The 19,735-nt window shown below is 54.5% G+C and carries 15 protein-coding genes; 3 read left to right on the forward strand and 12 right to left on the reverse strand.

The features are described 5' to 3' along the window. Window positions 1-184 precede the first annotated feature (184 nt). The 11 genes from PBOR_RS32745 to PBOR_RS32795 all read right to left on the reverse strand — a co-directional run bounded on the left by PBOR_RS32745 (window position 185) and on the right by PBOR_RS32795 (window position 13,960). Window positions 185-1,117 (reverse strand): M15 family metallopeptidase, encoded by a 933-nt coding sequence (locus PBOR_RS32745; RefSeq protein ID WP_042218183.1) that lies wholly within the window; start codon window positions 1,115-1,117, stop codon window positions 185-187. A gap of 257 nt (window positions 1,118-1,374) precedes the next feature. Beyond that, window positions 1,375-3,288, reverse strand: coding sequence for a DEAD/DEAH box helicase (locus PBOR_RS32750; RefSeq protein ID WP_042220190.1), 1,914 nt, complete (start codon window positions 3,286-3,288; stop codon window positions 1,375-1,377). A 423-nt stretch (window positions 3,289-3,711) separates the two neighbouring features. Next, window positions 3,712-5,382 carry an ABC1 kinase family protein gene (locus tag PBOR_RS32755; protein ID WP_042218185.1) on the reverse strand — a complete coding sequence of 557 codons (1,671 nt, stop codon included), beginning with the start codon at window positions 5,380-5,382 and terminating at the stop codon, window positions 3,712-3,714. Then, a complete protein-coding gene (locus PBOR_RS32760) occupies window positions 5,383-5,739 on the reverse strand; it encodes a phasin family protein (protein ID WP_042218187.1) in 357 nt (118 codons plus the stop codon). Between the two features lie 163 nt (window positions 5,740-5,902). Continuing rightward, window positions 5,903-6,535, reverse strand: a complete 633-nt coding sequence (locus tag PBOR_RS32765; protein WP_042218188.1) for a ThuA domain-containing protein — start codon at window positions 6,533-6,535, stop codon at window positions 5,903-5,905. 194 nt (window positions 6,536-6,729) lie between these two features. Next, entirely contained in the window at window positions 6,730-7,542 is an 813-nt protein-coding gene (locus PBOR_RS32770) for a uroporphyrinogen-III synthase (protein WP_042218189.1), read from the reverse strand. 91 nt (window positions 7,543-7,633) lie between these two features. Next, complete coding sequence (locus PBOR_RS32775; protein ID WP_052429743.1) at window positions 7,634-9,688, reverse strand: methyl-accepting chemotaxis protein; 2,055 nt, start codon at window positions 9,686-9,688, stop codon at window positions 7,634-7,636. 236 nt (window positions 9,689-9,924) lie between these two features. Next, complete coding sequence (locus PBOR_RS32780; RefSeq protein ID WP_042218190.1) at window positions 9,925-10,320, reverse strand: Fur family transcriptional regulator; 396 nt, start codon at window positions 10,318-10,320, stop codon at window positions 9,925-9,927. Window positions 10,321-10,392: 72 nt separating this feature from the next. Then, window positions 10,393-11,499, reverse strand: coding sequence for a Ger(x)C family spore germination protein (locus PBOR_RS32785; protein WP_042218191.1), 1,107 nt, complete (start codon window positions 11,497-11,499; stop codon window positions 10,393-10,395). After that, on the reverse strand, window positions 11,496-12,557 hold the full coding sequence (locus PBOR_RS32790) for a GerAB/ArcD/ProY family transporter (RefSeq protein ID WP_157764183.1): 1,062 nt from the start codon (window positions 12,555-12,557) through the stop codon (window positions 11,496-11,498). Before PBOR_RS32790 ends, PBOR_RS32785 begins: the two co-directional genes overlap by 4 nt. A 35-nt stretch (window positions 12,558-12,592) precedes the next feature. Beyond that, window positions 12,593-13,960: a spore germination protein gene (locus tag PBOR_RS32795; RefSeq protein ID WP_042218192.1), complete on the reverse strand. Its 1,368-nt coding sequence runs from the start codon at window positions 13,958-13,960 to the stop codon at window positions 12,593-12,595. 156 nt (window positions 13,961-14,116) lie between these two features. On the opposite strand from PBOR_RS32795, the gene PBOR_RS32800 reads away from it, so the two are divergent. From PBOR_RS32800 to PBOR_RS32810, 3 genes are all read left to right on the forward strand, one after another. Continuing rightward, window positions 14,117-15,670, forward strand: a complete 1,554-nt coding sequence (locus PBOR_RS32800; protein WP_042218193.1) for an FAD-dependent oxidoreductase — start codon at window positions 14,117-14,119, stop codon at window positions 15,668-15,670. A 162-nt stretch (window positions 15,671-15,832) separates the two neighbouring features. After that, window positions 15,833-16,552, forward strand: a complete 720-nt coding sequence (locus tag PBOR_RS32805) for a 3-ketoacyl-ACP reductase (protein ID WP_042218194.1) — start codon at window positions 15,833-15,835, stop codon at window positions 16,550-16,552. A gap of 39 nt (window positions 16,553-16,591) precedes the next feature. Continuing rightward, a complete protein-coding gene (locus PBOR_RS32810) occupies window positions 16,592-16,903 on the forward strand; it encodes an antibiotic biosynthesis monooxygenase (RefSeq protein WP_042218195.1) in 312 nt (103 codons plus the stop codon). A gap of 91 nt (window positions 16,904-16,994) precedes the next feature. On the opposite strand, the gene PBOR_RS32815 is transcribed toward PBOR_RS32810, so the two are convergent. Next, a complete protein-coding gene (locus PBOR_RS32815; RefSeq protein WP_042218196.1) occupies window positions 16,995-19,220 on the reverse strand; it encodes an MMPL family transporter in 2,226 nt (741 codons plus the stop codon). Between the last annotated feature and the right edge of the window lie 515 nt (window positions 19,221-19,735).

Below are 19,735 nucleotides of genomic sequence, written 5' to 3' on the forward strand. Positions count from 1 at the left end.
TGTTGTATAAAATACTAGAATAATCCTGCTACGCCGCTTGAATAAGGTGAAATCCTGCATTTTCTACAACAATTTTGGATTTGCGCCGATTGGATGAGGGGAATGTTGTATTTAAGGCAGTCCAAGTGGCACATCACAAAAAAGACCCCGCAAAACACGGGGCCGGCTGTACATCAATTTGTAATTAATTCGATACCGGAACGGCATCGTAATACTCTTCGAGGGTAATTCCTCTCTCCGATACGGACGCGGCAATCTCCTTGCCTACATAACGGACATGCCAAGGCTCATAAATATAGCCGGTGATCGCCTGCTTGCCTTCAAGGAACCGGATAATATATCCGTACTCCGCGGCATGATCCGCAAGCCATTCAGCTTCCTTCGTACCGGCAAAGCAGCTTTCGGCCGCACATTTGCCGTCACTGCCGGACAAGTCAATGGCCAGACCTGTCTGATGCTCGCTGTGTCCGGGCACCGCACTGTAGGTACGTGCTTTCTCTTCGCCGTCTCTGGCTACATAGTTATTGAACAGCCTTCTCTGGGTCGCTTCGGAACGGTAGCCCGATACACCGGCCAGATAGATACCATCCTTCTTCGCTCCGGCAAACATCTCCTCCAGAGCCGTGGCCGCTTCACGCCGCAGCATCCGCTTCTCGATCTTCTCCGAGAAGATAAAAGGCACATCAGGATAGACCAGATCGGACGGCTTGTACTTCTCAGGCAGTCTGTACTGCTTATTAACCATCACCGCAATGCTCTCCGGCTCAGCGGCAACCATCTCTGCATCGCTGTTCCCGGAGCCGTTATTATTGGAAGCTGTAGCTGCAGGCTTATCGGTAGATGCCGGCTTCTTGGTGGGCTCCGGCTTGTCCGTTGGCGCCGCAGTTTCTTCCGCTGTGTTCTCCCCCGCAGGGGCGTCTGTTACAGCCGGTGTCGGCTCAGCTCCGGGCAGAGCCGATGTCTCAGGCTCCGCACCCGGCGCGGCCCCGAGATCTGTGCCCGTACTTATACTAGTTCCGTCTTCCTGGGATGCGGACGGTGTAGTATATTTGCCGATCCCCCAGCCGACAGCAATGACGATGATGAACAAGATGACAATCTTGGCGGTTTTGGACATGCTGAGTTGTTCCTCCTAAAAGTTATCTTAGCCTTGCTTCCTGAAGACACTTCGGCAAAACCCGCTTCAGAAGCGTCGGCTTAATCTTGTAAGTTCATGAATTTCATTTATCTATTAGACAGGCCTGCGGTTAGAAATGTTTCAGTTCAGTGTGATAAATTTACAAGAGTCCCTAAAACAAATATTACCATAGAGCAATTAGCCGATACGCTAACCGCCCTATGGTAACAAGTTTTACTTATGAATGTAAAGCGCCTTTATCTGGATGAGCCGCGTCCGCCGCGTGAACCGCCGCCTGAGCCGCCACTGCGTCCCCCGCGCGATGAGGTTCCGCCGCTGCTGCGTCCACCCGAGCCAAATCCGCCTTTGCCGCCCTTGGAGCCGCCGCCCGCGCTGTAACCGCCGCGCGAGCCGCCGCCTTTGGAAGCTGGAGCGCCTGAGCCGCCGCCTTCATTGCTGCGGGCTACATGCGCCCGGAATTTCGGGCTCGACTTCGCGCCGCCGGGATTGTACCCGGCACCGGAGCCGGCGCCCTTCGAAGCACCGTAGCTGAATCCGCCGGTATCCGCGCCTCTGGATACATTGGTGCTGTAGCCGCTGCTCGGGCCGCCGCTTCTGGCGCCGCCGCCCTTATTGCCGCCGCGTCCGCCTGCGGCATTCGCTCCAGCCGCATAACCCGGAGCCGGGCTGCTGTCGCCGCCGCTGGCAAAGGCGCCGTAGCCGCCGCCCGGTCTTGGCTTCGCCGCGCTCTTGCCGGCGGAGTCGCCGCCGCGCGGAGCCGCAGCTGCGCTGTACGCGCTGCGCTTGCCGCCACCGCCGCCTGCCGCGTCCTTACGGCTGCGGCTTCCGCCTTCCGCAGGCGCACCCCAGCCGCCTGCGTCCTTGCCGCCGCGTCCGCCCGGACGCCCTGCGGCTTCCGCGCGCGGAGCACCGCCGCTGCGGCCCTGCCCGCGGCCGCCGCGTCCAGCGCGCGCCGCTTCAGGCGCTGCGCTCTGCCGCCCGCCGCGCGGCGAGCCGCCGCCTTGCACAGAGGTGAATTCGCCAACGCCGAATTCATCCTTCTCGTACCGGCGGCGGTCCAGCCGCTGGGAAATGCCGTGCTCGATCAGTTCGAGCCCGGCGCGTTCACGCGGCGAAGAGAACGTGATCGCCAGGCCTTTGCCTCCGGCGCGGCCCGTGCGGCCGATCCGGTGAATATAGCTGTCCGCATCCAGCGGAAGATCGTAGTTGAAGATGTGGGTGATGCCCTCCACATCAAGCCCGCGCGCGGCCACATCCGTAGCCACCAGCAGCTGGAGCTTGGCATCGCGGAACCGCTTCATGACCGCTTCGCGTTTGCCCTGCGACAAGTCGCCGTGCAATTCATCGCAGTCATACCCGGCCGCCTGCAACGCTTCGTTCAGCTTGATGGCCCGGCGCTTGGTCCGGCAGAAGATGATCGCCAGATAAGGGCGGTCCCGCTCAATCAGGGAGATCAGCGCTTCTTCCTTATTGCGGTCGGAGCATTCCACAACCTGCTGGCGGATATTGTCCAGCGGAATCGGGGAGCCGCTCTTGATAATGATATCAAGCGGTTCTTTCATATAATTCGCAGCCAGCCGTTTGATCGGGTCCGGCATTGTCGCAGAGAACAGCATCGTCTGGCGCCGGTAAGGCACAGCCGTAATAATCGTCTCTACATCCTCCAGGAAGCCCATGTGCAGCATCTGGTCCGCTTCATCCAGCACCAGCATCTTCACGCCGTTCAGATCCAGCGTCTCCCGGCGCAGGTGATCCAGCAGCCGTCCCGGTGTTCCGATAATCAGATGTCTGCCGCCTTCCAGCTTGCGGAGCTGTTTCTCCACATCCTGGCCGCCGTAGACTGCCAGAATCTTAACTCCCGTATGACGCGCCAGCTTACGCGCTTCCTCGGTAATCTGCAGCGCGAGTTCACGCGTCGGCGCGAGAATCAGCGCCTGCGGATAAGCCGCCTCTACCCGGATCTTGTCCATTATCGGCAGCAGGAAAGCCAGTGTCTTCCCTGTTCCTGTCTTGGCACGGGCAATCACATCGAGGCCCTGCACCAGCGGCGGAATCGCTTCCTCCTGAACCGGCGTCGGCTTCACAATCCCCTGCCCCTTGAGCAGATCGACTAGTACTTCAGAAACTCCTAATTCCTTAAAACCCGGCAATTTCTCCACCTCACTATTTTTCCTAAGTTTTCACTTCATAACTTATATTCATCCATTTATCGGAGTAATGTACGCATTCACAAGGCTTTGCCGGCGGCATAAGCCCGTTATCAGGCGGAAACGGCTGCGCCGTTCTGCATAGTGTGCTGTCCCGGACAGCTAGTCCAGTTATCGCCCGCAGGTATCCGTATCAAACAAAAGCGGAAGAACCCCGTTGCCGGAGCCCTTCCGTCCCACTGGCCCGCAAGGCTGCAGTCGAAGTTCGGTTTCTGGGGCAGCAGCGATCCACCGGACATTCAGACGGCACTCCATTTGCGTTCCATTACACTTTAATTTTTGGCAAGTTATCTTTATATATTGTACTTGATTCTGCACCGCTTGTGTGCATATGCAGAAGAATAATTATTTCCCGGGCTTATCCCGCTAGAATCTTCCTGATTTGAATATGGAGAACAGCAGCCACACAATCATCAGCATGGCGATGACAGATCCGATCTCCACAATGGGGAAATCCCACAGCAATGAAGGCTCGCCGCGCAGAGAGGAGGCGATAATCAGCCCGGCCATAATGATGCTGAAGGCCAGCAGCACAATGCTGAAGGAGAGCCGGTTGCCTACCCTGCTGAATTTATGCTCCAGACCCTGCAGCTCCGGTACCCCGATCTCCACCTTAAGCTTACCCTTGCTGAGCAGCGAAGACAGCTGCCGGGCCTGGGCAGGAAGCTCCACCAGACTCTCGGCAAGATCGGCTACTCCGCCCAGCAGCTTCCGCTGCAGGCGGCTTCCGCTGAAGCGCTGCTTCACCAGCTGCCTGCCGAACGGCTCGGCCATCTGCACAATGCTGAAGGCCGGATCGAGACTGGCGACCATGCCCTCCAGCGTCAGCATCGTCTTGCCCAGCATCGCAAGATCCGGCGGAATAACCAGCCGGTGCTTGCGGGCAATGCCGAACAGATCATTCAGCGCCTTGCCGATGCTGACCTGCTTGAAGGGGATATCATAATACTGCTCCCGCAGCCGGTCCATATCATCGTGCAGCGCCATGCGGTCAGCATCCTCCGGAATCACACCCAGACGCAGAATGGCCCGTACCATCGAATCGGTATTCTTGCGCATCAGTGCGATCACGAGCGCGGACAGCCCGTCTTTCATTTCCTCGCTCAGCCGTCCGACCATCCCGAAATCAATCAGAGCCAGCTTGCCGTCCTCCAGCACCATGACATTGCCCGGATGCGGATCGGCATGAAAGAAGCCATGGATAAAAATCTGGTTCAGCATCATCTCTACCAGTTGCTGGGCAATAGTCTTGAGCTTGACGCCCTTGTTCAGCAGCTCGTCCCTGCGGTTCAGCGTAATCCCGTCCACGTATTCCATCGTCAGCACCCGTGTGGAGCTGAAATCCCAATAAATGGCCGGTATATATACATTATCCTGGGCAGACAGCTGCCCGGCTATACGTTCGGCATTGCGCCCTTCCTGGGCATAATCAAGCTCGGCCATCAGGGCGCGGGAGAATTCCTCGACCATCCGGGTTAATCCGTATTGCTTGGCCCAGTCCATCTTCCGCTCCGCCAGGACGCTTAAGTCCAGCAGAATTTCAAGATCCCGGCTCATGGTCCGCATGACGCCGGGACGCTGGATCTTGACCGCTACGCTCTGGCCGCCATGCAGCACCGCCCGGTGCACCTGACCGATGGAAGCCGCAGCAAGCGGATTGTTCTCGAAGTACTCAAAGACTGCGTCCATATGCTGGTCGAGCTCCTGCTCAATAATGTTGCGGGCCGTCTCGGCCGAGAACGGCGGCACATTGTCCTGCAGCTTAATAAGCTCCTGTATGATTGAATCAGGCAGCAGATCGGAACGTGTACTGGCGAGCTGGCCCAGTTTGACAAAGGTCGGCCCCAGATCCTCCAGCACCCGGCGGATCCGCTCCCCGAGCGTTACGCTTTCGTGAACCTCCTGCGTAATTATCCGGCGCGGAAGGGACAGAAGATGATAGAGGCCCAGTTCCTCCACCATATAGCCGAAGCCATGACGCATAAGCGCCATGGCTATTGCCCGGTACCGACCGGCATGTCTTATGCGGACTGCCATCTATTCCGTATGCGTTTCCGGCACGACATCCTCCTGGGTGCCGGGAGCAGCATTGCCCTCCAGCTCAGCCACACGGCGCTCAAGCACAGCGATACGCGACTCCAGTCCGGCAATATCAGCTTGAACAGGCACCTTAAGCTCCTTCAGTACCTTTTGCACCTGCTCATGTACAGTGGATTTGAAGGCCCCGCGTTCTTCTTCTCCGCGCTCCACCAGCCGGTCAACCAGCGCCTTGGATTCCGAAGGCGCAAGCTCGCCCCGCTTGACCAGTTCGTCTACAACCTTTTCAACTTTTTCCTTGCTGACAATGGTGAGGCCTACTCCTAAAGAGATTGCTTTCTTTAACAAATCACTCATGGTACTTCCCTCCCAAAGATTCCAGTTATGGATAGAGTATAACTCTTAGCGGGCCAATTCACAAAATAACCCCACAAAGTGGGGCCAAATCTTCGATGATTACTCAGGTACTTTGGGGAGACCCCCAAAATATATATACTGTCTTTCACACAAAAGTCCGGGATTATCTGGGGATCCGCGCCGCCCAGGTGGCCGCGCGCAGAATCAGCTGGCGGACTGCCGGATGACGGAACGACGGCTCATGGTGGCCGGGCATCAGATAGACAACCCGTCCCAGACCGTAGCTGTGGCACCAGGCTGCAGGCAGCATTTCCCCGTCCGCCTCATATTCGAGCAGAATCTTCTTATCAGTGAAGGGATCGAACTCGAAGCGGTACGGTTCTTCATCCAGCTGGAAATCCTCAATACCTTCGGTGATATCATGTTCCCGCACCTTGAAATTAAGTGGAGCGTAGGGAGGATGTCCGGTGAATCTGCCGCCGATCAGATGAGCCAGCTCATACCGCTTCGCCAGTGAAACACCGGTATGCAGGACAATCAGGCCGCCGCCTCCGCTTACATAACTCAGCAAACCCGCCGTCTGCTGGGGAGATACTGTTTCGTTCCATAATTCGTTATATGCAATGCAGAGATCATATCCTGCCAAATGCTCGCTTAGCAGCAGCTTTTTATTCTCCGAGCACTGTACGGTCAGAAGATCATTCAGAATTTCGCTGACCTGCTTGTCTACGCCTTGCAGCGGGTGAAACCGTGGGTGGGTATAATCGCCAAGTAACAGGCATTTTCTCTTATCCATGGGTCTCCTCCTCCTTATTTCTTTATCTTTGTAGTGGAACGTTGCCTATTATTCTAAGTAAAACAGCCCCCGATGTCCATAAAACGGGCTGCTTTGATAGTAAGAAAACGCCAATCCGGGTTGTCCAAAAAGAATTCCCGCCCTGTACCGGACGGGAATTCCTGCTCTGGGCGGCTGTACAGCACAGCCTGCTGTTACCGGGAAGCCGCCATATAACGGCCCAGCTCAACGAACATGCTGCCCATCCGTTCATGCTCCGGCATAATGATCCGCTTCACGCCCTCTTCTTTGAGGGCTTCAGAGGTAAGCCGGCCGACAGATACAGCCAGCACCTTATCCTCCAAGGCCTGAACGAGTTCTTCCAGTCTGCCCTGCTCCCGTGCATACTGTGCCAGGAAGCGGAATTGCGGTGCACTTGTGAAGGCTACCGCGTTCACCCGGCCTTCTGTAATATCCGCCAGCAGCAGAGCCAGTGCACCCGGCTCCGGCTGCGTGTACCGGTAAGGCTGCACACAGCTGACCTCTGCTCCCGCCTGCTCCAGCCACTGGACCAGATGCGGAGCGGACTCTCCGTGCAGCTGCAGCCTGACCCGCTTGCCCTGCAAATCCCAATCCTGCAAACCGCGGATCAGCCCCTTGGTGCTGCCGTCATCGTCGCGCACCACGGGCTCCAGCCCCCGCTTCTTCAAGGCATTAACCGTCTTGTAGCCGCGCGCAGCAATAGGTGAAGCGGAGAGAACTTTCAGGAAGCGGTCCGCAAGCTCCAGCTTCGCGGCCATCTCGAACAATGCGTCGAGTCCCATTCCGGTCGTCAGAACCGCCAGGTCCGGCGGCTGCTCTGTCCAGGCCGTCAGCCCGTCACGCAGTGCAGCATCATCCAGAAATGACGTCCCCTGGGCCGGACGGTGCAGCGCAGTCCCACCCATATTCTGTACCAGCTTGGCCATTTCTTCCGCCTTGCGCGGACCCGCCAGGGCAATGGTAACGCCCTTCAATTGCTCTGCCATGAATGTTTCTCTCCTTCGTCACCCCATATTATTGCTTATCAGTATACTTGCAAAAGGAGGTAAAAGGGAAGACCGCAATGCACTTTCTGCTTCAGGAATTCTGCCGGTCTCCAGAAAAACCGCTATCCGGCCGGACGATATCAGCTGCACCCGGAGCCTGATTTCCCGGATATAATTTGAATCTGCCGACAAGCCGCTGCAGTTCATCGGCAAGATGACTCAGATCTGCCGAGGAAGAAGCGATCTCTTCCACGGATGCCAGCTGCTGCTGGGCAGCCGCCGAGATCGTTTCGGTATTCCCAGCCGCCTCCTGGGTGATCCCGCGGATCTCTCCGATGGCCTTCTCCATACTATCCGCTTCTGCCGTCAGTGTGTGCACAGCGCCATTCATCGCCTCAATCTTCTCAGCCGCCCCTTTAACCGCTCTGCGGATCCGCGAGAAGGAGCGTCCGGTCGTATCGACCGCCATAATGCCTTCGGATACCCGGTTCTTCGCATACTCCATGGTCGCTGTAGCCTGAATCATCTCTGCATTAATTGAAGTAATCTGTTCGGAGATCATTCTTGCCGACTTCTCTGATTCTTCGGCCAGCTTGCGCACCTCTGAGGCCACAACGGCGAAACCGCGGCCCTGCTCGCCCGCTCTGGCCGCTTCAATAGAAGCATTCAGCGCCAGCAGATTGGTCTGCCGCGAGATTCCGGTAATTACACCGACAATCCCCTGGATCTGTCCGGTCCGTTCATTAAGCTTATCAATGACCCCGCCCAGCTCCTCTACCGTTTCATGAATCCCGTTGATCTTATCGACTACGCTTATTACAGATTCATTACCCTCTGAAGCGGAGAGCGAGGTCTTGTCCATCATCGCCGAGACTTGCTCCATAAACCCGGAAATATGCTCTACCTCACTTGTAGTTGCAGCCGTACTTACCATTCCTTTATTCACACTGTTAACCTGGCGTTCTGTTCCGGCCGCTACTTCCTGGATCGCTATCGTAACATGCTCTATCGCTTTGGTAGTCTGCTCGGCCCCCGCTGTCAGTTCCTCGGCGGATGAGGAGACGTTGTCGGTCATCTCCTGTACACCGATAATCATCTGCCGCAGATTACCGACCATCAGGCGGAAATTCTCCGCCAGCAGGCCGATCTCATCTCTGCGGAAGTCCCCGATATCCTGTGACAGGTCGCCCCCGGCGATTAGCTCTGTCGCTCTGCGCAGACGCACCAGCGGCTTCAGGATTGACGAGACATTGAAGTAGATAAGCACCAGCGCCAGCAATACAGAAACAGAGATTACAATTAATACCGTCTCCCGGATATCACTCGTCGCACGGGTAATCTCATTCTTGCTGATGGTCCCCCCGATTCTCCAGCCGGTCAGCTCATTCACCATGAAGGTCATCTTCTTGGATGAATCCTTATAGTCATAATCGAAGCTGCCGCTCTCACTTTCGAACATTTGCTTCACGAATTCAAGTGAGGACTCCTCGCCGATAGCTTCGGTCGGGTGAACCAGGAATTTCTTGCTGCTGTCGATAATCAGAATGTAGCCTTCTTCGCCAACCTTGATATCTGTCAGATCGGCCAGCGAAGACAGGTTCAGATCCAGGCCCACTACCCCGTTCCCGCCTTCCAGCACTGCTGAAATTGCAATAGCTGACTCATTATTCACGGTCTGGAATACCGGTGAGATCACAATTCCGCTGCCATGCTTAAGCGCATTGATATAAGCGTTCTCCTTGCGCGGGTCATAGCCGTCCGGCAGCTGGATATCGGCCGCACGGATACCCTTACCTTTACTGGTTCCGGCATAAATATCAAGCACATCAGAATGCAGCGCGGCATATTCCTTAAGCCGGTCCTCCAGTTCAGGTGCGGCCGCCCCTGCCGCCTCATTATTGATAGAATCCGCCTTGAACTGTGCGGCAAAGTAGTTAATATCATCTATTTTGGATTGGATGTTGGCATTGATAATTTCGTTTACCGCGACTACACTTTCCGTGGCATTTTTGGTGAGCTGCTGCTCGACTTTACTGCTGGCCGATTGATAGGTCTGCCAGCCTATGATGATGCTCGGTACCAGCAAGACAAGCAGGTATGTAAGAATTAGCTTCATGCGGATGGTCAGACGCGCCTTTTTATTCATATGATGGGCTCACTCTCTCTTTCTTTATGGGTCTTAAGCACGATAAATCTGCAGCCTCAATATATAATTAAATATCGCCCATGGAAATCCTCTTTTCTTCGGCAATTCATTATTATTCTCCTATGTTGCTTAATAATTTTCATATAGACACAGCAAAAAACCGTTTTTATGAAAACGGTCTTTTGTTATATTTATTCTTTTGGTGTGCAGCAGCCTTCCAACCGGACAGCCGGCCTCTAGTGCGAATTCTTATTCCGACAGGCTGGACATACGCCTCCAAATACAACATGTGTATGGGTGATGGAATAACCCGTATCCTCCGCCACCTTGTCGATCCACGCCTGCGGAACCTGACTCATCACTTCATCCACCGCGCCGCAGATCTCGCAGATAATATGCTGGTGGTCATCCAGCCGGGCATCATATCTGCTGGCCGCCTCTCCGAGCTTCAGTTCACGGATCATCTGCTTATCTGAAAGATACCGCAGTGAATTATAGACAGTCCCATAGGCCAGGTTATGCCCTTGCTCTACAAGCCGGTTCATGACTTCCGCAGCAGTAGGATGGTCATGGGAATTACGGACGATATCATAAACAGCTTGACGTTGAGAAGTTAAGTTTAGCGTTCTCATCTTTATCATCCTCTAACTTGTTTTTAGATCAAGTATAAGTCCTAGTGCCGGAAGCGTCAATCCGGCAGGGCTCTATTTGATCATTCCTGAGTATTTCACATCCACCTCCGCTTTGACCTGGAACTTCATCCGGGGATACAGACTCTCCCACACCGCCATTTCCGTGTCATTATTCCAGTGCCGGGCCCCGTAATGCAGCCCCCAGCCCAAAGGGTCCATCCCGCTGTCGCAGATTTTGATCAGCAATGCTGTCACTGCCTCGCTGAGTTCCGCTGCACCGGCTTCCCCAATCCTTTTCAGCATGTGGTGGGTCACCATGTCCTCTGTACTATTTTCCTCCAGGATTGCACGGATCTTGATGGTGTACCGGATGTACGGGTCATCCTCATGCTGCGTCACGATCCGGTAGCTGGAGGAGCTGCGCTCTGTATAGTACTGGTACAACCCGCCGCCCAAGTGTGCCGGAAAGTTCGTCCGCAGATTGGACCGGGACAGCAGATTGAACAGTCTGGTCTCGTCAGGCGTGAGAACAAGCTTAATTTTATTCTTATCCAGCAGGGCAATCTTATCGATCAGGAACTGCTCTTTCCCCTGCGCTTCAATGATAGGCAGAATAGGATCGATGCCGTTCTCATAAATACTCCGCATTAGCTGGTAGGAGAATACACTGGATATAAAAGGCGACTCCGTCCCCTGTCCGCTCATCGCCAGAATCAGCGAGTTAGACGGGATTCGCTCGGACGGCGGCTTCACCTGCAGTACTCCCAGCGCCCCTGGTCTTCCGATGGCAAAATTAAGAATAGACTGGATATCCCTGCGCCGCATCGCCCAGTCTATCACATGCCGGATATCTTTGGTGGCGATTTGCTCACCCAGAATTATCGTCTTGCAGTGAACATAGTCCAGCTCCTTCTCCACTTTGGACTTCATCCTGCGCAGTGCCTCGGAGATACTCTCCGATTCTTCGGTGAGTATCTGCATTTTCTCATCAATCTTGGTCACATCCCCCTGCGGAATCGCCAGCTTCAGACTCACCTTGAATGTCCCCTCCTCCTTGCCGGGGTCAATCCCGATGGCGACCACAAATATTCTCCGGTCGATATCTTTGAAATTGCAGCCTGTCACTGTCATGCACATCAGCAACAGCAGGAGGAAGACTACACCCCTTTTTGTTCTCATGCCCTCCTCCTCCTTACAACCCAGTAGCACCAGAACAGCAGGAGAATCAGCAGCAGCTCCCCGTACCAGCGGATATGCAGCAGGAATACTCCAAGCATATTAAGGTCGTATTGATCCAGACGCATGAGGGCAAAGGTTCCCGCAGCAAACAGGCACAGGATGACAATTTCCTGCCGCAGCTTTTTCTTAGGTTTCCTGGCTGTGGACGGAAGCAGGCTGAGCAGCAGCTCTTTGCCGACATGCCACTGGATAATGGCACTGACCAGCGAAAGCGTAATGTAAGCGAAGTAGAAGATATACAGCATGCGTTCGATCAGAAAAGCTTCAATACGGATGCTGTCCGCCGTTGTAAACCACGTATACACATGCCGTTCGATTCCAACGGTCCCGTGATATCCGATCGGCACAAAAAAGCATATCGCAAGCACCAGAAAACCTTCCAGACTTAGAATCCATATATGCTTGAGCTTCAGTCCATGAAATACCCGGTTGAACACCGCCAGATTGATATAACCGCTGAAGGTAAACGTTGCCGCTGCAATACTGTTCATATCGGGGGCATGAAGGGAATGCGTCATCACCTGCAGTACGGCATCCCAGCTGAAATCCGGATTAATAACCGCCTTGACGGTCGTATACAGAATTAAGGGCAGGGTAATCCCCAGCGTCACCTCCAGTCCATAGAGCAATGACAGCGAGTCTATCCGGGAACACAGGCAGACAACGGCCAGGAAGCCGAGTAATATTGCATACGGCCCTGTATCCGGGCTGATAAAGCGCAGCGTAATATCCACAAAGGACAGCAGGATCAGCGCCCCGGCCATATACCAGAGAACCGCATATACAAAAATCAGCGGAGCAGCCAGAAGCTTCGGCAAGGCCGACCCGAAGATTTCCGGCAGTCCCTGTCCGGGGAATTTATTGATGACTTTGGTGAACAGGTAGATAAACAGGGTGCCCGTAACCACCGCAACCAGAATGGAGGACTGCGCACCGTCAAAGCGGGCATCGATCAGCTCCCGGGGGGCGAAATTAATGATATTGATCAAGGTATTCATGAGAAAAAGACAATAGAAATACCGGCTTTTCGCCATCATTCCCCACCGCTTTTCTTCCTCAGGGTCGTTCCCAGCGTATCGAGGAAAAACATTTTGAAATACGGCTGGCCGAAGCTGCGCTGGCTGCATAAATACATGATGAAGCCCACCAGGCAGACGACGACACCCACAAGCCCGAGCACCGCCGCAGCAATGACAAAGAAATATTTCAGCACACGGATCGAGAAGCTCATCATATTCAGCGGAATCAGGAAATTGGATATCGCCACCACGGAGACCAGAATAATCATAATGTTGCCGATCAGGCCCGCCGCTGTGGCCGCTTGCCCCAAAATCAGACCGCCAACCGTCGTTGCCGTTGGGCCAATGGCTCTGGGCAGACGCAAGCTCGCTTCCGTCAGAAACTCCATCATAATCATCATCAGAATGACCTCGACAAAGGAAGGATACGGCACTGTAGCCCGGCTGCCCCCGATCAGCAGAGCGATCTGCACACGCACAATCTCCGGATTGTAGGAGGTGAAGGCAATATACAGGGCAGGAAGCCATAGCGTCATGGACACACCGAGAATGCGCAGCAGCTTTAAGAACCGTCCTACAAAGGGAAGGTGAATTTTATCATCCATCGCTGTGAAGAAATCATTGAAAATAGACGGAAGCACAATCGCATATCCGGTAGTGTCCAGCATTACGGCTACTTTGCCTTCCGCCAGATTGAACACTACCCGGTCCGGACGCTCTGTAACAATCGTCTTAGGGAAAATGCGCAGCTTATCGCTGCTGATATATTTCTCCAGCTCACCGGCAGCCTGCAGAACATCCAGCTTAAGAGAGTCCAGCTTCTCTTTTAATTCGGCCAGAACATTGTGATTCACTCTGCTCTCGTCATAGAGTATAGCCACCTTGGTCTTGGACACGTTGCCGATGATGGTGAACTCCATCTTAAGTGACGAGGATTGATAACGCCGCCGGATCATGTTCAAATTAACGGCCAGACTCTCACTTAGCGCATCGGAAGGGCCTTGGCTGATACTCTCGGTAATCGTTTCTCTAACACCGCTAGCCTCAGCCTTGAGTGCATCGAAGAAGCAGAGCCGGCCGGACCTGCCTATACAGGCATAACCGCTGAGCAGAAGGTCCAGCGCGCGCGTCCCCTCTGTAACTTCCTCACTTCCGGGATAATCCACGATGTAGCTATAGTACGCTGCCGGGTTGCCCATCTCGTAGAACGGCGCAACAATATTCCGGCTGATGATCTGTCCATCCGTAATACTCTTGATATACAGCAGGCTGACCTCCCCAGAGGGAACAGCCATGATCTTGTCCTCCAGGTCGCCGAAACCGCTCAACTGTGCCCTGATCCATTCCAGGGTAACCCCCTGCTTATGCTCTTGTCCTGACATGGATCATTCTCCCTCTAGGCCCGGATTACCGGAGACTTCGCCTTATTTTGGCACTGCAGCCCATTTTTCATGCACCTGCTGCCGGGGCCCGGCGTTTCTTTTGGCGGAAGTGTGGTAATAAATGAAATGGATACTGACTAATGGAGGGATCAACCCATGAATTCACCAGATCATCGCTCGCAAGGTCTTCCGCAATTTCCGGAATCGTTATGGATGGGCAGCACGGAACTCCCCTCTTTTCCGGAGCTTGCGGAAGATCATGTTACGGATGTAGCCATCGTCGGCGCCGGAATTACCGGCATTACGACGGCTTATTTACTGGCCAATGCCGGATATAAGGTAACGCTGCTTGAAGCAGGCACCATTCTCGGCGGGACCACAGGCTTCACCAGCGCCAAAATCACCGCCCAGCACGGCATGATCTACAGCGATCTGCTGAAGCACTTTGGCGAAGAGCAGGCCCGCCTCTACTTCCAGTCGAACAGCGAAGCGCTGGAGTGGATAATTGATACAGCGGAAGAACTGGGTCTGTCCTGCGGGTTGAAGCGGGAAGCGGCTTATCTGTATGTCGATATGGGAGATGAGAAGACGCTCAAGCAGCTGGCTGCCGAGTTCGAGGCCTACAGCAAGCTCGGGCTGCCCGGAGAATGGCTGGACCAGGTTCCGCTGCCGCTAAGAGCCGGCGGAGCGATCATGCTGCCCGGGCAAGCCCGGTTCCATCCGCTGGAGTACCTGAAAGGGCTGCTGCAGGTTGTGCTGGATAAAGGCGGCACGGTATACGAGCACACGATGATTGGGGAGAAGGTCAATACGGACGGGCACCTTACCCTCTATACCGAAGGGGAGAAATTCAAAATTAAATGCCGTCACGCCGTGTCCGCCTCTCACTTTCCATTCTATGATGGAGGCTCCCTCTATTTCTCCCGGCTGCACGCGGAGCGGTCCTATTGTCTGGCTATTGAGCCGGAAGCTGCTTATGAGGGCGGTATGTACCTGAGTGCCAGTGAACCTACACGCTCGCTGCGCGCGGTGGAATGGGGTGAGCGGAAGCTGGTTATCGCCGGCGGCAATAATCATAAGACCGGACAGGGCATCTGCACCTTCGGCCATTATGAGGATCTGGAGAAGTTTGCGGGAGAATTGCTCGGCATCCGCAGCATCCCCTTCCGCTGGTCGGCGCAGGATCTGATTACCCTGGACCGGGTCCCATACATCGGCAAGCGTGCAGAGGATGAAGAAATCTATATCGCCACCGGCTTCGGCAAGTGGGGCATGACCAGCGGCACGCTGGCTGCACGCCTGATTGCGGACGGAATTCAGGGGAGCGGCAATCCTTATATGGAGCTGTACGATCCATCACGCTTCAAACCCAGCCCCGGCATCAAAAATTTCATCGTGCAGAACTTCTCCGTTGCCAAAGAGCTGGTGGCCGGAAAAGTGGAGATTATCCATAAGAAAACAGAAGATCTCGGGCCGGATGAGGGTGCCGTCGTCTTCCATGACGGCAAACGGGTTGGCGGCTACCGCGACCCTGAGGGCAAGCTGCATCTCGTGGACAGAACCTGCACGCACCTGGGCTGTGAATGCGAATGGAATGACGGGGAGCGCTCCTGGGATTGCCCTTGCCACGGCTCCCGCTTCTCCTATGAGGGTGATGTGCTTGAAGGACCGGCCACGGTGCCGCTTAAGAACCTCACAGCTAAGCAGTGAGCTTGCTCCATATAAGGCATCGGGCAAGGAATTTCGTCATAACAGGCAGTTTAGTCCCCCCCGGCCTGCTCCGGCGTGATTGTCTCTGCCCGCTCAGGTATAATAGCCTTATGTTCACCAGCATATAGAAGTTTTCTATTTAAAGGAGCGTGACGACAGGTTATGGATTTAAGAGGAACCAGTATTGTAATTACAGGTGCAGGCAAAGGGATTGGCAAAGCACTCGCGATGGCGCTGGCCAAAGAAGGTGCCAACCTGGGGCTTATCTCCAGAACTTCAGCAGATCTGGAGGCTCTGAAATCGGCATTGACCGAAGTATATGACATCAAGGTCAGCATTGCTGTAGCCGATATCGCGGTGCGTGAAGAGGCAGAGCGGGCGGTTGTGGCCCTGCAGAATGACCTTGGCCCGTTCGACGCGCTCATTAACAATGCCGGGATTGCCCAGTTCGGTACTTTCCTGGAGATGGACCCTACGGACTGGGAACGGCATATGCAGATCAATCTCTTCGGCACTTATTATGTAACCCGCGCGGCGCTGCCTGCGATGGTTGAACGTTCGGGCGGCAACATTATCAACATTTCTTCTACTGCCGGAGAACGCGGCTTCGCTACAGGCTCAGCCTATTGTGCTTCCAAGTTTGCTCTGATGGGGATGACGGAAGCGCTCGCGATGGAAGTCCGCAAGCATAATATCCGCGTCGTGGCACTGACCCCCAGCACCGTCAACACAGGTCTGGCTACAGGCGCCGGCCTGAAGATCGGCGATGAAGACCGGATGATGCAGCCGGAGGATGTGGCTGAGCTGACGCTCGCTGCCCTGAAGCTTCCAGACCGCGTCTTCCTGAAGACCGCTGGCATCTGGACGACCAATCCGCAATAGCTAGGGCAGCTTCACCACACCTTATGAGGAGGACTTGGCATGCTGGTGGTAACCAACACGATTAAGATCAAAGAAGGACATGGGGAAGCAATCGCCTCACGTTTCGGCACAGAGAACGGAGTGCAGAGCATGCCCGGATTTATCCGCATGGAGGTCTGGCAGGGCACTCCCAAGGAAGGCGTGGAGGAACTGAAGATCTGTACCGTCTGGGAGAGCGAGGAAGCGCTGAACGGCTGGACATCCAGCCCTGCCTTCCGCGAGTCGCACCGCGGTGCCGGCCGCCATGAAGCTATAGTCGGTGCCTCACTCGACAAATATGAGCTGGTGCTCAGCCGTACTCCCGGCAACTGAATCTGACCGCATACACACAACAGGGATGCCCCGCAGCCTTTATAGGCTTGACGGGGCATCCCTGTTGTTGCTTCTGTATGTCTTGATCCGCTTATTCGCGGCCTGCTGCCGAAGCCTCGCTCACATCCTGATGCTTGCCCGGCCAGAAGGCCCGGCGGCCCAGAAGTACGGTGATAGCCGGCACCAAGAACGGCCGGACCACGAAGGTATCCAGCAGCACGCCAATCGCGGTAATGATGCCGAATTGCACCAGCACCTGAATAGGCAGACTCGCCAATACTGCGAAGGTACCTGCCAGAATGAGTCCGGCGGAGGTGATCACCGATCCGGTTTCGTTCACGCCTTCGGCGATGGCCTGCTTCAGCGGCATAGCTTTACGCTTTTTCCAGATATTCGAGATCATGAAGATGTTATAATCCTCGCCCAGCGCTACCAGGAAGACGAAGGAATAGAGCGGAATTGCGCCTTGAATTGCATCTGCACCGAGCAGATAATGAATAATAATCCAGCCCAGACCGAGTGCCGAGAAGAAGGAGAGAATTACTGTAGCTACCAGATAAATGGTCGCCACTACAGATCTGAGATAGATCAGCAGCAGCACTGTAATCATCCCGATAACCACCGGTATAATCAGGTCGGTATCCCGTTCCCCAAGCTCCTTGGTATCGTGCTGGGTGGCGGTCTGTCCGCTAATCCATACCTTATCCTGCGCGTTCTCTATACCCGACTCCGTGAGTGCCTGCTCTACCGTAGCCTGGAGTGCAGGAATGTGATTCATCGCCTCGATGGAATACGGATTGGCCTTGAATTCAATATCATACGCAGTGATGTTCTTATTGACGGCCCCCTGCTGCGGGTCAGACACCACGTCCACATAGGACAGGCCGCCCAGGATGGCCTTCAGATCCTCTCCGCCGCTCAGGCCCTCTGTATCCACCATCAGCTTGGCCGGTGCAAGCTCTCCGGGAGAGAACTGCTTGCCGATCAGATCAAACCCTTCACGCGATTCCATATCTTTCGGGAAGGAGGATAGGATATCATAGGTGAATTTAATTCCGCTGGAGAAGGAGGCCAGAATGCCCAATACCACCACGGTTACTCCCACAATCGCCCATGGCCGGGAAATGACAAGATGCCCGATTCCTTTTTTGGAAGAGCGCTTCGGCTGCGGTACCGGTTTACCCTTGGCCTTGGCCCGCTCAATCTCCATCTGCGGAGTACGCGGAACAAACGGGAAGAACGAGGTACGCCCGAAGATAGCCAAGAGTGCCGGAACCAGCGTCAGACTGGCAATCCCCATAATCAGTATGGAGACACTGAACGGAACCGCAAAGCGGTGATATGCACCGTATTTGGCCAGCAGCAGCGCGAAGAGCGCAAGCACAACTGTGAATCCGCTCATGGCGATCGCTCCGGAGGAATGGGTGATTGCACTCAGCAGTGCACGCCCCTTGTTCTCCTCAACCTTCAGCATCTGACGGAACCGGGAAATCATAAACAGGCAGTAGTCTGTACCCGCCCCGAATAGCAGTACCGTCATAATAGATACGGCCTGCGAATCCACCGTAATCCAGCCTTCCTCTGCCATCTTGCCAAGCAGCGGACTAGTCACGCCGTAAGCAAAGCCGACTCCAATGAGCGGAATTAATGCCAGAATCGGCGACCGGTAGATCAACAGCAGGAAGACGAGCACCAGAATTACTGTTGCAATCAGCAGTGAAACGTCGGCATTCTTGAACAAGCCTGTGGCATCTACCGATATCCCGACAGGGCCGGTAACACGCAGGCTTAAGTCGCCGCTGTCTTGCTTCACTGCAGAAGGATCCGTGCCTGTTTCAGTACCCACCAGCTTCTTCATCGCAGTCAGCGATTCACCGAGCTGGTCACTGTCCGCGTTCTTGTCAAACAGCACCGGTGTAACCAGCGTACTTCCGTCCTCTGACAGTGAAGCCTGCAGCGCCTGCGGCGGCAGCTGTCCAAGCGGCGGAACGAAGTTCTGATGCTCGAGCGGCTGCTGTTCAAGCTTGGAGTATACAGCAGTTATATGTAAGAGATCCTCTTCTGACAACCCGCCTTCACGGTGCCATACCAGCAAGGCAGGTACGCCGCTTCCGGCAGGAAATTCTTTCTCCGCAACGGCCGCTGCGCGGACAGATTGCGAATCCTCCGGCAGGTTGGATGCATTATTGATAACCTGTGAGTTCACCGAAGGCCAGATCATAGTCAAAGCCCCTACAACTGCAATCCACACCAGAAGGGTAATCCATTTCGTTTTGCCCCCTGCTACCCATTTACCGTAGCCTGACATCCCTTTCATCCTCTCTCACATCCGCAAGCCCAAAATGAGCCGCGGGTCATTTTACTATTCTTATCATATATACCCTGAAAATTTTAAGCAAACCTTTTTTCTAAAATAATAGATAGCTAGAGTTATCTCCACCGCTGCCCAGGAACTCCCTGATTCATAGCGTCTATAACGGGCGAACTCCGTAGACTTTATCTCTATTATTATCTGGAAAATAGTATATGATACCCAAGGGAAAAATAGCCGGTTCTGCTTAAGCCCGCGCGGCATGATTCTGCCCGAAATGTTGTACGAATTACAACTTCGCTCCCTGAATTATTGGGTAGGGGAGAGGATTGTTGTACGGAATACAATAATTTCCACGCTAAGCCGCTTGAAAGAGGGGGAAATGCTACCTTTTGTACAACAATTTTGATTTAAGGCCGATTTACCGGGGGGATTGTTGTATTTTATGCAAGAATTTCAAGCGAATATTCCATTTCCGTTTACCGCCACCTAATTCGCCTCCGCTGACCGTATACAGCAAA

The organism is Paenibacillus borealis (assembly GCF_000758665.1).
Taxonomy (GTDB): domain Bacteria; phylum Bacillota; class Bacilli; order Paenibacillales; family Paenibacillaceae; genus Paenibacillus_AQ; species Paenibacillus_AQ borealis.

Coding starts and splice junctions, on each gene's coding strand:
- PBOR_RS32800 (WP_042218193.1), top strand. CDS start 14,117: ATGAATTCACCAGATCATCGCTCGCAAGGTCTTCCGCAATTTCCGGAA.
- PBOR_RS32745 (WP_042218183.1), bottom strand. CDS start 1,117: ATGTCCAAAACCGCCAAGATTGTCATCTTGTTCATCATCGTCATTGCT.
- PBOR_RS32815 (WP_042218196.1), bottom strand. CDS start 19,220: ATGAAAGGGATGTCAGGCTACGGTAAATGGGTAGCAGGGGGCAAAACG.
- PBOR_RS32810 (WP_042218195.1), top strand. CDS start 16,592: ATGCTGGTGGTAACCAACACGATTAAGATCAAAGAAGGACATGGGGAA.
- PBOR_RS32760 (WP_042218187.1), bottom strand. CDS start 5,739: ATGAGTGATTTGTTAAAGAAAGCAATCTCTTTAGGAGTAGGCCTCACC.
- PBOR_RS32775 (WP_052429743.1), bottom strand. CDS start 9,688: ATGAATAAAAAGGCGCGTCTGACCATCCGCATGAAGCTAATTCTTACA.
- PBOR_RS32790 (WP_157764183.1), bottom strand. CDS start 12,557: ATGAATACCTTGATCAATATCATTAATTTCGCCCCCCGGGAGCTGATC.
- PBOR_RS32765 (WP_042218188.1), bottom strand. CDS start 6,535: ATGGATAAGAGAAAATGCCTGTTACTTGGCGATTATACCCACCCACGG.
- PBOR_RS32780 (WP_042218190.1), bottom strand. CDS start 10,320: ATGAGAACGCTAAACTTAACTTCTCAACGTCAAGCTGTTTATGATATC.
- PBOR_RS32805 (WP_042218194.1), top strand. CDS start 15,833: ATGGATTTAAGAGGAACCAGTATTGTAATTACAGGTGCAGGCAAAGGG.
- PBOR_RS32785 (WP_042218191.1), bottom strand. CDS start 11,499: ATGAGAACAAAAAGGGGTGTAGTCTTCCTCCTGCTGTTGCTGATGTGC.
- PBOR_RS32770 (WP_042218189.1), bottom strand. CDS start 7,542: ATGGCAGAGCAATTGAAGGGCGTTACCATTGCCCTGGCGGGTCCGCGC.
- PBOR_RS32755 (WP_042218185.1), bottom strand. CDS start 5,382: ATGGCAGTCCGCATAAGACATGCCGGTCGGTACCGGGCAATAGCCATG.
- PBOR_RS32795 (WP_042218192.1), bottom strand. CDS start 13,960: ATGTCAGGACAAGAGCATAAGCAGGGGGTTACCCTGGAATGGATCAGG.